The sequence below is a fragment of the Pseudomonas sp. ADAK7 genome (assembly GCF_012935675.1).
In the GTDB taxonomy this organism is placed as follows: domain Bacteria; phylum Pseudomonadota; class Gammaproteobacteria; order Pseudomonadales; family Pseudomonadaceae; genus Aquipseudomonas.
On the sequence record NZ_CP052861.1, the window covers coordinates 2,357,355 to 2,369,778 of the forward strand.

Consider the following 12,424-nt stretch of genomic DNA (forward strand, 5'->3'; position numbering starts at 1 on the left):
CTTCTTTCCTCGCTGATCCTGCGCAAAGTCTGGCGTTTCCAAATTGAAGCGCGCGAGTGACTGTGAATGTTCGACCCCAATGGACTCCTGGCCCTGAACAACACCATCGGCCTGCTCGTGGTCGCCGCCATGAACCCGGAACGACCCGACGTCGAAGCGTTGCTCGGTGAATTCCGCCTGTGCCTGAACGACTACGAACGCTGGGCAGAAAACTTCTGGACCGGTTGGGCGCTGGATGTCGAGCAGGTGTTCAAGGTGGGCAACGACGTTCAACTCAGCGTGCCGCTGAATTCCAGCAAACCGGTCAGCGCCGTCGTGACCCAGTGCCCCGCCGAAGGTCCGTTGACCTTGGTGCATATGTTCGAGGCGGCGCGTTTCGTGCCGATCGGCAACACGCCGGTGATGCTCGAACCGGTGATCGCGGATCGCAACGGTGAGCTGACGTTTGGCGAGCCGGTGCGCAAGATCATTGGCCCGAGCGGCATTCTCGAAGTTTCCGATTGCTCACGGGGCCAGCGTTATCGCATCACCTTCTTTCCCGATGTTTCAGCCGAGCACGTCAAGGTGCTCTACGCCTCGTATCAAGGCTTGATCGGCGAACTCGAAGGCTGGCTGCGTGCCGAGTGGACCCATGAGTTCGAGCCGTTATGGACCGAATTCGCCAGCGCCGGCTTCCTCGATCGCTACGGCTTGCTGCAAGAGGCGGACTGGCTGGGCGTCGGGAATTCGCTGCAGGGCGTTTGGGATGATGTGAAACAGGTCTATGCGCTGCTCGCCGATCTGCAAGCCAACAGCGAAAAGCTGTTGGAGTACCTGACCCAGGCCGAACTGGACGCACTGCTCAGCGCCTCCGCCGACGCGATCGCCAATGGCTTGCTGGTGCTCAGCGATGAGCCGCTGCTGTTCATTCACCTCGCTGCATTTACCAGTTGGCTGAGAATGCTGCCGCCGCAATTCGTCGCCGAGGTGATGGCGGAAATTCGTACAGACCTGTTGATCGCTTTCCTACTGTCGAGGGTGACCGGCACCTTAGGCGTGACCCTGGGTTTGAGCGCCAAAGTGCTGGGCAAAATCAAATCGCCACGGGCGCGGCAATGGCTGGCGGGCGCTACTTTGCGCCTGGCCGAACTGACCACCGAAACCAGGCTGACCGCCCACGCGGGCGCGTTCAAACCGTTGGCGGTCAATGCACGCCATGCACCACTAAATCCGACGCCAACGTTGCCATTGGAGATCCGCAGCGGTGAGTCGCCGGTGCTGGTGGTGAAAAATCCGGCGCCGATCGCTCGCGATAAATCCGACGCACAAACCCGGATGGTCCGGCACGAACCCCATGACGATGCGCCGGACCAGGCGAAAAACCCCAACGGCGACAGCGCCGATTGCGGGCCATTGACCTGCACCAACGGTTGCCCGGTGTCGATGGTTACCGGCGAAGAACTGCTGACCCTGACCGATGGTTCTCTCGACGGGTTGCTGGCATTTGATTTCACCCGGCTGTATCGCACCAGCGCGGTGGAACTGGATTGCGGGCTGGGCTGGGGCTGGAGTCATTCCCTCGCCCATCGACTGGAAATCGATGGCGATTGCGTTATCTGGATCGACCATGAAAACCGCCGTACGACATTTCCGTTGCCGAGTGTCGAGCGGCCGACGATCCATAACAGCCTGTCGCGAGCGGCGATCTATCGGGGGGATGAGCCGCAGGAACTGATCGTTGCGCTGGCGGCTGAAACACCGAGGTTTTACCACTTTCATAACGGGCGGCTGACGGCGATCAGCGATGCCTATAACAACCGGCTACACATCACCCGCGATCGCCAGCATCGCATCCAGCGCCTCGACAACGGCGCCGGGCGCTCACTGCTGTTGTGTTACGAGCGTCGGCACCTCGTCGCCGTCGAGTATCAGACGTTTCACCCTGTTGCGGCGCCGAGTGACGCCTGGCGTACAGAACAGACGCTGATTTCCTACCGCTACGACGCCCGTCATCACCTGATTGAAGCAACCAATGCCGCTGGCGAAAGCGAACGGTACGACTACGACGACCAGCACGTGATCCTCCAGCGGCAATTGGCCGGTGGGGCGAGTTTCTTCTGGGAGTGGGAAAGGTCCGGCAAGGCGGCGCGATGTGTCCGGCATCGGGCGAGCTTTTCGCAGATGGACACCGCTTACGTCTGGGACGACCAGGGCGGCGTTGTGGTTAAAAACGTCGACGGCAGTGAAGAAGCTTACGTCCATGACGACAAGGCGCGGCTGGTGCGACGGGTCGAACCGGGCGGCGGTGAGCACCTCAAGTCTTACGACGATAACGGTCGGTTGATTGCCGAGCAGGATCCATTGGGGGCGATTACCCGCTATCGCTACGACGAGGTCGGACGCCTTGTTGCGCTGATTCCACCCGAAGGCGAGCCGACGTCCTACGAGTATCGCAATGGTTTCCTGCATTCGCGGTGTCGTGGCAAGGCGGTGTGGACGTATCAGCGTAATGCTCAGGGGGATGTGACTGAGGCGACCGATCCGGATGGGCAGGTCACCCACTATCACCATGATGCCAAGGGGCGGTTGCTGTCGATCCGTTACCCGGACACCAGCCGGCATCTGTTTGCCTGGAACGGTTTGGGGCAACTGGTCGAAGAAACGTTGCCGCAGGGTGGTCGGCGACACTTTTCCTACGATGCTCTGGGCCGGCGGATTACCAGTCAGGACGAACATGACGCCGTTACCCGCTACCAATGGGACGCCGTTGGCCGACTGACCCAGACGACTTTGCCCACAGGCGCCACTCGCGCGTTCAGCTACAACGCCTACGGAAAAATCACCGCCGAACGGGACGAACTCGGCCGCATCACCCGTTACGAATACGCCGATGACCTGCATTTGGTCAGCCGCCGGATCAACCCCGACGGTACTCAGCTGCAGTATCGCTACGACAACGTGCGACTGCTTCTGACGGAAATCGAGAACGAATCCGGCGAAAAATATCAGCTGGACTACACACCCGGTGGTTTGATCCGACACGAAACCGGGTTCGATGGCCGCCGCACGGCTTACGCCTACGACCTCAATGGAAATCTGCTGGAGAAAACCGAGTTCGGCGATGACGGCTCGCAACTGTTCACCGGCTATCTACGGGATGCGACAGGTCGGTTGCTGGTCAAGGCGCTGCCTGACGGGACGACCATCGAGTATCGCTACGACAGCCTCGGCCGACTGGTCAGCGTTGATGACAGTCACGATCATCCGCTGGAGTTCGAGTACGACCGACAAGATCGGCTGATCACCGAACACCAGGGCTGGGGCACTTTGCGCTATGGCTATGACGCCTGCGGCCAGCTCAACCACCTTCGTCTGCCCGACGCCAGCAAACTCGATTACCACCATGCCAAGGGCGGCGCGCTGACGGCCATCGACCTCAATGGCACGCGACTGACGGCGCATACCTTCGTTGCCGGTCGCGAACAGCACCGCCAACAGGGTCTGTTGCTCAGCGAATACCAACATGACGAGCAGGGGCGCCTGAAAGCCCACTCCGTCAGCCAACAGCGGCAACCGCTGTATCGCCGCGACTATGCCTACAGCGCCAACGGCAATCTCGACCACATCGCCGACACCCGCCAGGGCCAACGCAGCTACCAGTACGACCCGCTCGATCGCCTGATTCGCGTCCGCCACTCCCGCGACCACCTCCCGGAAAGCTTCGCCCACGACCCGGCGGGTAATTTGCTGATGCAGGACCGCCCCGGCGCGGCGAAGGTTCTGGGCAATCGTCTGCTGATACAGGGTGATCGGCATTACGACTACGACGCCTTCGGCAACCTGATTCGTGAACGGCGTGGCACCGCGCAAAAGCTCGTCACCGAATACCGCTACGACTGCCAGCATCGACTGATTGGCGTCACGACCCCGGACGGACGTAGCTCGAGTTATCGCTATGACGCCTTCGGGCGCCGCATCAGCAAAACCGTCGACGGCAAAACCACCGAGTATTTCTGGCAAGGCGACCAGATCGTCGCTGAAAGCAGTCGCGAGCACTACCGCTGCTACGTCTACGAACCCGGCACCTTCCGCCCATTGGCCCTGCTCGACGGCAAAGGCCCACGCCACGCCTGCCCGTTCTACTACCAACTCGACCACCTCGGCACCCCACAGGAACTGACCGACTACAGCGGCGAAATCGTCTGGGCCGCGCAATACACCGCCTACGGCCGCCTGACCCGCCTGAATCGCGATACCCATCAAGTGCTGGATCAGCCGCTGCGGTTTCAAGGGCAGTACTTCGATGCGGAGACCGGGCTGCATTACAACCGGCATCGGTACTACAACCCGGATGTGGGGCGGTATTTGACGCCGGATCCGGTGAAGTTGGCTGGGGGGTTGAACGGGTATCGGTATGGGGTTAATCCGACGGGGTGGGTTGATCCGTTGGGGTTGAATGAGTGTCCGGGTGGGGATGGGTGTAAACGGCCGGCAGTTGGGGAGGAGGATCCGGTTGGTGTAGTAAGCGTTGCCTCAGGAGAACCCGAGTTACCCAGCCCCAAACAAGAAAACTATTACTTATATCGAGGTGATGACCGTGAGCCTTGGGAAATCTTTGAGGCTGGTTTTGAACCCTTAGGTGATAGTACAGATCTCTACTTGCACGCTTTGGACAACCGAAGTCCTCCTAGTCACTTTGTTAGCACATCCACTTCAGAAAAGGAGGCATCAAAGTTCGCGACTGGCTATGGACTTGCCGATGGGTATATTTATGTACTAAAAAATATTGATGGAGTCGATGTCAATAAAGAACTCGGTGCGATGTCCCCCCACAGGCGTGAAACTGAAATAGCATTTCCAGGAGGTATAAAAAACCAAGACATCGTCGGCGCCACACCTGTCTATGATGATGGTAGCTATAAGGGCTACTCGATACCCAACCCTTTCAGGAAGTGATCATGATAAATATAGAAATTTCTTTAATCACTTACGGCGCCATAGAAATCGCTACGGTAGAATGTGATAGAAGGAATCGGACACTATCGATAATAATGCCAAACGGCTTGAAAAAGAAATATTCGGCGCCCGACTTGTATAAATGTTTTGGAATGTTGAGAGCAGATTACCCTGAGACGAAATTCCTGTGTAAAGGCGCTAAATTAAACGTCCACCCTTCGAGTATGTCCTCTCAAATGTCGAGCGGATTAGTCGCTTACGAACTTGAACTTGGAAAACCCAGCGAAGAAGCGAACATCGTGCGAATCTTCGATTATGAAGACAAAAACATAACTAACAATATAGATGATCAAAAAGCCTTCTATAAAGCATGGCTTGACTCTTTAAAAAATTCATAAAATAAAGCTAAATTAAAATAGCCAAAGGGACAGATTTATTTACATCATTTCCTATTGACATGGCCGAATACGACGGCAAGCTCTATATACTTGACGGCCATCATCGCGCCGCAGCAGCGAGACAAACATCGACGAGCGTGATAATAAAGCCTGTGAACGATATAAAAGGACACAAAGGGATCTTAAATAGTATTGATGAGGTATTAGAGTCCGCGAGCAATGTTGGATTTGACAGACTGGAGCATCGAAGAAGATGAGCTACAGAAATGAACTCCTTGAACAACTAATTATCGACTTTCTTTCAAAAGTAGATAAGGCGACTGAGTTGTTTGAAAAAAAATTCGGCACGCGATCCATCTTGAGGCTCTGGCGTACTAAGAAAATAGAACGATGCGGGACAGTTATGGACAACATAACCTATGAATTGCACGGAGTAGGTTGTGTCGTTCATCTGCCAGAAGCGTCCATAGATTTCGACTACGGACCGGACGGAAGAATCGACGGCTTTGATGTTTGGCGATTGTACTTGCTTGCATGCGAACTCCCACACCAGTACGAAAAATATACTGACCAGCAAATACTAAAGTATGACTTCGAAAAATATATAGAAATCGGAAAGCTTGAAAAAATATCACCACTAGATGGGCTTTACGTAATTAAAGGGAACAGATTCACCTGATAAAAAAGCCCAGCAAAACTGCTGGGCTTTGAAATCTCAAAGCGTCATCGGCCTATCTTCCACTCTTTAACTCGGCTCCCCCGACCCATCCTCCCCCGCAATATCCGGATCATCAGGACTCGCCTCGACATCCCCGCGCTTCACATCACTATCCGGAACCTGCTCAACCCCCACCTCATCCTCATCATCAGGCGGACGCTGATCACGACTCAGGGAATCAGTAGGAGAAGGCAGTGGATATTCCGGCGTTTCGTCAACGTCAGCGACTTTCGGATCAGGGTTCATAAAGCACCTCTCGAAGGGCCTGAAAAGCAGGCCCTTGTTCATTCGAGGAAGCGGCTATGCAAGCGTTCGACCCAAGGGACGATCGGTCAGTCTTCGTCGGAGTCTTCCTCTTCATACTCGGTGTTGCCCACGTCCCCCGCATCATCGGAGTCGTTGAGCGGCACGGTTGCATCGTCCATCAACGAGCCCGGGTCTTCGTTACCAGGATCGTTGAGTTCGTCGGAGTCATCTTCGGCTTCAAGCGTCATGGTGCGCCTCACAGAGTTTCGGGAGTGTATGAAGTTCGAGGTGTCCTACGACCAAACGTTCCGGAACCCTATCCGCAGAAACGAAAAACCCGGCGCTTGGCCGGGTTTCTGCTGTCAGTCGATACTGATTTAGCGATGCTTGTTTCTGTGTTTATTCTTGTGTTTATGGCCGCCACCGGAATGGGAGCTGCCGCTGTCGCTGCCCAGGTTATTGCCGACAGCGCCACCCGCCGCACCACCAAGGCCTGCGCCAATGGTCGAGCCCGTGGAGCCGCCCAAGCTATGGCCGACCACCGAACCGCCCGCCGCACCGACACCACCACCGACGGCCGCTGCCGTGCGGCTGCCCTTGGGTGCGCCGACCGCGCTGCCTGCGGCGCCACCGACACCCGCGCCGATGGCGGCGCCAGTGCTGCCGCCCATTTGCTGGCCGACAACGTTACCCAGTGCGCCACCGAGGCCACCACCGACTGCCGAAGTGCCATCACCGGCCGCCATGGCGCCCTGAGCGACCAAAAGGCCCAAAACCAACGTGGACAATGTCAAACGCATGATATGAACCTCAGAATTTCCGTATTGGGGGAGCACAACTGTCTCAACCTGCTCCTACAGTACTCGCTATCCGAGCAGGGCTTGTAAGAGATTGGAGACACACTCGCAAAAAACGTTCAGAAACGAAAAAGCCCGGCATTACGCCGGGCTTCTTTTGCTGCCCCTCAGGGTCAGTGGCGCTTGTGGCCTTTCGACAGGTTGGTACCTACCGCGCCACCCGCTGCACCACCCAGGCCGGCGCCGATGGTTGCACCGGTCTTGCCGCCCAGGCTGTGGCCGATGACCGAACCACCTGCCGCGCCGACGCCACCGCCGATGGCCGCTTTGGTACGGCTACCCTTCGGTGCGGCAATGGCACTGCCCGCCGCGCCCGCTACGCCAGCACCAATCGCTGCGCCGGTGCTGCCGCCCATGTTCTGGCCGACCACATTACCCAGCGCGCCACCCAGACCACCGCCGAGCGCGGCAGTGCCTTGACCGGCAGCCATCGCACCCTGAGCAACCAAAAGCCCCAGAACCAGAGCAGGCAGTTTTAAACGCATGACGAAAACCTCAAAAATAGGGGGAAACGAAAAGGCGGAGATTGAATGCTTTAGCGAAGGCAAAGTCCAGACACAATCAGGCACAACCTCGCTATGGGCGACGGTTGGACAGCATTTATGGAAAAGGTTTTATGACAGGCAAAAAAAAGCCCGCTGGGGTAACGGGCTGGAATATTGCTTTCTAACGGATGAGTTGAGACTACGTAAGACCTTGTGAAAACTTTGTGAAAGAAAAATCGCACCTATCGGACATTTCGAGATTCCGCCCGTCAGAAACGAAAAACCCCGCTCAATGGCGGGGTCTGCTCTGTGATGAACGCTTACTTCCTGGAAGGCGCTGCCACTTTGGGCAGAAACTTCGACCTCGTTGCTCGAGGCGCCGCCGACTTGATCTTGCCAGTCTTGACCTGGTCCTCGCCAAAGCCAGCCACATACTCCGTCTGGCCACACTGCACGCAATTGTTGATTGGAAACTCAGCCCCGTCGTCTTCGATATACGGATCCGCCATCTCTTCGCCCCTTTCAAAACAGGGTCGATACCGGCAAGCCCTATTTGCCTGAAAATATCGACCACCAAGGCTTTTGAGACTAGCCGGTCATTACTGGACTTGTGATTCAGATCGCCCGGTGCCCGACGAATGGCCGACGTCGGCGTCGTACAAAGCAGGTCGCGCAATAAACAAAAACACACCACTTGTCCCGCCAGGCTCAAGATTTTCGCCTACAGGCCGTTGCCCTTACTCCTACGCAAAAAACTCAGGGAGAGAACATGGAAATCAAGGGAATGCCGTCGCTGATCAACACCACGCCCATCACGCTCACCCCCGAGCAGATCGCGGCCGGTAAAGCAGGTGGCGAAAAAATAAAGGACATGATCGACTCCGGCGCCATCGACATGAAAAACCCTGAAGGCAAGCCGCTGACGCCTGGCGTCATCTATCACCCGAGCAATCCGTCGCCGTCACAGCCCACCGAACCAGGAACGCCCCTGGTCGCTGTCATTACCTATATCGGCCGCACCGAGCCCACCAAAGATTTTCCGGCTGCCCGTGACCGTCTGATGGCAGCCCATGACAACCTCAAGACTACCTACATGCAGTTTCTGGACGATCTGAAAAACATCGACCCGGCACTTGAGGAAAAAGACTTCGGTTTTACCGTCGATCCACAAGGCCAACTCAAGGCCACGTCCCTCTCCGGCTCGATCAGCGCCGAGGACCTTACCCGTCTTTCCGACTACATGAATCAGTCTGGCGCCTTGAAAGATGCCGCCAACGAATATGCTAAAAGTTCGTTCGATTTTGTGAAGGAGGACAGGGAATACCTGGGCACGGGTGGCTTTGTTCTGAACAAGGACAACTTCGAAAAAACCATCGACCTCGGCCAGTTGTTTACCTATCAAAAGTCGGGAAACATGAACATGAGCAACTATTTTTTCAACCAGGTCTACACCAAGGGCGAACGCGCCCCGCATACCGTCTGATCAGCCTGACGACGCCCGTGCGCTGACCGCCACGGGCTGTCTCATCTCAACTTGACCGCCGTCCCGGTCACAAACACCACCACCATCCCACCCTTGCCGGCCGGCATACTGATCTCGAAATCCAGCCCCACCACCGCATCCGCCTGCAACGCCCGCGCCCGCTCCTTGATCTCGTCCGTCGCCTGAATGCGCGCCTCCTTCAACGCCCGCTCCAACGTCTGCGACCGCCCACCGAAAAAATCCCGCATCCCGGCGAACATGTCGCGGATCACGTTGACACCCTGCACCGACTCGGCGCTGACGATGTCCAGGTAGGCGGTGATTTGGCGGCCTTCGATGGTGTGGGTGGTGGTGGTGATCATGGGATTTCCTTTTTCATGAAGAGTGACTCAAGGCAACTTTGATAGATGCTCAACCAACGCCTCAAACGCCGGCAAGGTTACCGGATCATTGGCCGAAATGTTGGCCATTGGGTGCGGCGCATAGGCATTACTCGATTCCGTTCGAGGGGCCGGCAATCTAAAACAACCGAGTTGGAATTCGTCTCGCATGTGCGGTGAAATCATCAGCAATTCTGCGGATCATTTTTCAGCCCCCAGAAACCACAAAACCCCTGACTTCTTTCGAAATCAGGGGTTTTGGTTACATCGAATTTGGCGGTGAAGGAGAGATTCGAAACTACCCGTTTGCTATTTTCGGAGCATACCCCCCCGGTTTATAAGGGCTGTAGATGAGCGAGATTTTCAAACTCAGTCCCATGCCAGTCCCATGGGTTTTGCGCACCAGGTTGCAGAACAGGGTCGCGAAGGCCATTTCGACGTTTCATGTTGACCCATGGGAAAAAGGTAATTTTGGTAATGCAGCATGAGGCGACCTCTGGAAGCCTTGAAAATCGGGGCGTTGAGAGAATTCCGCAGAGGTAATAATTTGGTAAGTATGAGGTTAGAAAATTACCTTTCCTATGAGTAATCCCTGATAGCCCTCAAACCCAGTAAAATGGGGCACTTCATAAATTATTACCCTAACCCTTACCTAAAATTACCTCTTGAGGTAATGACTGCAGGTCAGGCACCACAAAGGCTGCAGCCAACTTTTATCCCTTGCTTACCAAAATTACCTTTTTCCCAGCCCACGTCTGAAAAATGGCCATTCACATTCCCTTTTTTACATTTTTTTCCCGCTCGTAATCGGTCCTGACATCGACAGATTTCTCGGTGACGCGGTGCAATGGTGCAGAACCCCGGAGAGCCTTACAAACTGGGCCTGCTAGCTGTTCTACGATCAGGCCGGTCGGTGAATAAAACCCATGTGATGCTGACGGTTCCAAAAACGAAAACTCCGTCTACTGGCGGTTTTCACACCCGTCCCCCCCGTAAACCGGACATCCCACTCCCCTGATCAATTCGCTGGCGCACCACAACGCTGTGCAAGTCCGCTGCACTTTTTTTCAATACCTTTCACTCCGTGCAATGACAACTACACCCACAAGGCCCGCAGCGGGCCTGGGCAGAGCTATCGTTTGCACCCCTACCCGTCTTTGCACAATAAAGAGACGCAAAGCCCGTCGGCGGGAGGGGGATAAGTGCTTTTTTTAGCAGTTTTTTCGTGATGGCAGGATTTTGCAGCGATAGTCCCATTTCCAAAGACCTTGGCGTGCTAAATGCCGTCAGTCGCCTACTGATGTGCCGCGACACCGCGAGCGTTATCCTGTGTATACATACAGTATTTTTCGTGAGTAGATGGGACTGATGAATAGAGAGCCTGTGGTAGCGACAACCGCAAAGTCTTCAGCAATAGCTCAGTGGCGTGCTCTGCTGCGCGATGACGTGTCACTGCTTGCGAAGCCCGGCGCCCATCACAAGGCGCTGTTAAGCCAAGCACACGCGCTGCACCTGAACCATGTAATCGATGCCGACGATCTAAGCGATCTGCTGGAGCTAGCGGACGGGGCGCTTGCCTTCGCCGTTGAATCGTTACTCGACATTGGCTCAGACGAGTAGAGGCCGCCCATGCATGTTTTGGTAACGCCTATGCGCTTACGCGGTGTCGCGCTGAATGCCAAGGATCGGCGCCGCTATCCCGCGATCAAAGGTAATGTCATGGTGAACTCAACAATGTGTAGTGAGTTAGGGCGGGCAGCGAACGTGGCCGAGGTCAAAGTCGGTATGCCGCTGGATCCTGATCCATTGCCACCTCTATTAGATGCGACGCTGGCGGGGATGGCTGTGACGGGATTCGTGTTGAGCGGCATTGAGTACATCGACGGTTGCGCATATGCGCAATCTTGGTGGTGCCGGTTGGAGTAGGAATGAACACTTATGAAGGGAAGAGCGCCTGTTAATAATTCAAGAACCACAAGGCGCCCTTATATAACCTGATTTTATTTAGACTTCTCGTCTTCGCTTTCAGGCTTGACGGAGGCAACGTAGCATAAAAGCGAAAAGGCCTTATAACTATTGACTTCCGATGCATAATGCAGGTCCATTCCGTGCATTGTTGTATGCCTATTAAAGCCAGAATATCCTGCTTCACGACGTTCTTTTGGACTCCAACCAATAGGGCGCACAGCGCTTAAAGGCGACCATGTGGCATCGTCAAAATACCCAAACCAATTTTCATGAGGCGTCGTGCTCATCTGCTCTTGGGCGTGCTTTGAAATGTGACCTTTGGAAGTAAAAAGCTCAGCTGATGTTATGTCTAATAAGATGCCATCGGCTTGAGAAAGGAAAACGGGTATCGATAGTGCGAACTCCCCTCTCCTATGAGCCTGTATAGCTGGTCCAATGGCGAATGCGCGATTGGGGAAACCTTCTAAAAGAACAGACTCGAGATATTCCATGTTTTCATTATAAACACTGACAAACTGATCATCTAAAGCTTCCTCTGCCTCATCACCCATACCGATCCTCTCAGGCGAGAATGCTAGAAGCTCATAATCTGACAGTGCCAACGACTTCGAAACAAACCAAGTTTTAGTCGCTAAAAAATTCAGATGATCAATTATTTTTGGATAAGCCTCTGACCTTAACGCATTTGCCTCTTGCATCTTTATAGCGAACTCGCCGACTACCGAAAAAAACTTAATAGCTGGCGGGATAATTCTGTTAATTACTTTCTGAAAAGCTTCTAAGTAGACAGGAATTTCTGGGCGCCGCATAAAATCCACTATGGAATTTTCTATATTGCGAACAATCTCCAGCCGTTCCGGAAAATTGGGATCAGCAAGATCGGAAATAGTTAACCCATCTTTTTTTTCTTCGTCACTATCCAAGTTATATATCCTTTTCGGCGCGGCACATGGA

12 protein-coding genes are annotated in these 12,424 nt (G+C 54.8%); 5 read left to right on the forward strand and 7 right to left on the reverse strand.

The window, feature by feature from the left end:
- The first annotated feature begins 66 nt into the window (after positions 1-66).
- The 3 genes from HKK53_RS10895 (at position 67) to HKK53_RS10905 (ending at position 6,012) form a co-directional block, all read left to right on the forward strand.
- Positions 67-4,935: an RHS repeat-associated core domain-containing protein gene (locus tag HKK53_RS10895; protein ID WP_169370825.1), complete on the forward strand. Its 4,869-nt coding sequence runs from the start codon at positions 67-69 to the stop codon at positions 4,933-4,935.
- A 2-nt stretch (positions 4,936-4,937) separates the two neighbouring features.
- Positions 4,938-5,333, forward strand: coding sequence for a hypothetical protein (locus tag HKK53_RS10900; RefSeq protein WP_169370826.1), 396 nt, complete (start codon positions 4,938-4,940; stop codon positions 5,331-5,333).
- 253 nt (positions 5,334-5,586) lie between these two features.
- Positions 5,587-6,012, forward strand: a complete 426-nt coding sequence (locus HKK53_RS10905; protein ID WP_169370827.1) for a DUF6896 domain-containing protein — start codon at positions 5,587-5,589, stop codon at positions 6,010-6,012.
- Positions 6,013-6,078: 66 nt separating this feature from the next.
- Here the strand turns inward: HKK53_RS10905 and HKK53_RS10910 are convergent, their stop codons facing one another.
- The 5 genes from HKK53_RS10910 to HKK53_RS32625 all read right to left on the reverse strand — a co-directional run bounded on the left by HKK53_RS10910 (position 6,079) and on the right by HKK53_RS32625 (position 8,148).
- A complete protein-coding gene (locus HKK53_RS10910; protein WP_169370828.1) occupies positions 6,079-6,297 on the reverse strand; it encodes a hypothetical protein in 219 nt (72 codons plus the stop codon).
- Between the two features lie 86 nt (positions 6,298-6,383).
- Entirely contained in the window at positions 6,384-6,545 is a 162-nt protein-coding gene (locus tag HKK53_RS10915) for a hypothetical protein (protein WP_169370829.1), read from the reverse strand.
- Between the two features lie 129 nt (positions 6,546-6,674).
- Complete coding sequence (locus HKK53_RS10920) at positions 6,675-7,097, reverse strand: hypothetical protein (RefSeq protein ID WP_133836673.1); 423 nt, start codon at positions 7,095-7,097, stop codon at positions 6,675-6,677.
- Positions 7,098-7,267: 170 nt separating this feature from the next.
- The gene (locus HKK53_RS10925; protein WP_169370830.1) at positions 7,268-7,639 is read right to left on the reverse strand and encodes a bacteriocin; all 372 of its coding nucleotides are present in this window, start codon (positions 7,637-7,639) and stop codon (positions 7,268-7,270) included.
- A 320-nt stretch (positions 7,640-7,959) separates the two neighbouring features.
- The gene (locus HKK53_RS32625; protein ID WP_169370831.1) at positions 7,960-8,148 is read right to left on the reverse strand and encodes a hypothetical protein; all 189 of its coding nucleotides are present in this window, start codon (positions 8,146-8,148) and stop codon (positions 7,960-7,962) included.
- Between the two features lie 260 nt (positions 8,149-8,408).
- Here HKK53_RS32625 and HKK53_RS32630 point away from each other — a divergent pair, with 260 nt between their 5' ends.
- Complete coding sequence (locus tag HKK53_RS32630) at positions 8,409-9,122, forward strand: hypothetical protein (protein WP_237150770.1); 714 nt, start codon at positions 8,409-8,411, stop codon at positions 9,120-9,122.
- 41 nt (positions 9,123-9,163) lie between these two features.
- On the opposite strand, the gene HKK53_RS10940 is transcribed toward HKK53_RS32630, so the two are convergent.
- Positions 9,164-9,484, reverse strand: coding sequence for a YbjQ family protein (locus tag HKK53_RS10940; RefSeq protein ID WP_054054102.1), 321 nt, complete (start codon positions 9,482-9,484; stop codon positions 9,164-9,166).
- A gap of 1,647 nt (positions 9,485-11,131) precedes the next feature.
- Here HKK53_RS10940 and HKK53_RS10945 point away from each other — a divergent pair.
- Positions 11,132-11,428, forward strand: coding sequence for a hypothetical protein (locus HKK53_RS10945; RefSeq protein ID WP_169370832.1), 297 nt, complete (start codon positions 11,132-11,134; stop codon positions 11,426-11,428).
- A gap of 74 nt (positions 11,429-11,502) precedes the next feature.
- Here HKK53_RS10945 and HKK53_RS10950 read toward each other — a convergent pair whose 3' ends face one another.
- Positions 11,503-12,393 (reverse strand): hypothetical protein, encoded by an 891-nt coding sequence (locus HKK53_RS10950; RefSeq protein WP_169370833.1) that lies wholly within the window; start codon positions 12,391-12,393, stop codon positions 11,503-11,505.
- Positions 12,394-12,424 lie beyond the last annotated feature (31 nt).

Coding starts and splice junctions, on each gene's coding strand:
- HKK53_RS10895 (WP_169370825.1), top strand. CDS start 67: ATGTTCGACCCCAATGGACTCCTGGCCCTGAACAACACCATCGGCCTG.
- HKK53_RS10920 (WP_133836673.1), bottom strand. CDS start 7,097: ATGCGTTTGACATTGTCCACGTTGGTTTTGGGCCTTTTGGTCGCTCAG.
- HKK53_RS10940 (WP_054054102.1), bottom strand. CDS start 9,484: ATGATCACCACCACCACCCACACCATCGAAGGCCGCCAAATCACCGCC.
- HKK53_RS10945 (WP_169370832.1), top strand. CDS start 11,132: ATGCATGTTTTGGTAACGCCTATGCGCTTACGCGGTGTCGCGCTGAAT.
- HKK53_RS32630 (WP_237150770.1), top strand. CDS start 8,409: ATGGAAATCAAGGGAATGCCGTCGCTGATCAACACCACGCCCATCACG.
- HKK53_RS10910 (WP_169370828.1), bottom strand. CDS start 6,297: ATGAACCCTGATCCGAAAGTCGCTGACGTTGACGAAACGCCGGAATAT.
- HKK53_RS32625 (WP_169370831.1), bottom strand. CDS start 8,148: ATGGCGGATCCGTATATCGAAGACGACGGGGCTGAGTTTCCAATCAAC.
- HKK53_RS10915 (WP_169370829.1), bottom strand. CDS start 6,545: ATGACGCTTGAAGCCGAAGATGACTCCGACGAACTCAACGATCCTGGT.
- HKK53_RS10925 (WP_169370830.1), bottom strand. CDS start 7,639: ATGCGTTTAAAACTGCCTGCTCTGGTTCTGGGGCTTTTGGTTGCTCAG.
- HKK53_RS10900 (WP_169370826.1), top strand. CDS start 4,938: ATGATAAATATAGAAATTTCTTTAATCACTTACGGCGCCATAGAAATC.
- HKK53_RS10905 (WP_169370827.1), top strand. CDS start 5,587: ATGAGCTACAGAAATGAACTCCTTGAACAACTAATTATCGACTTTCTT.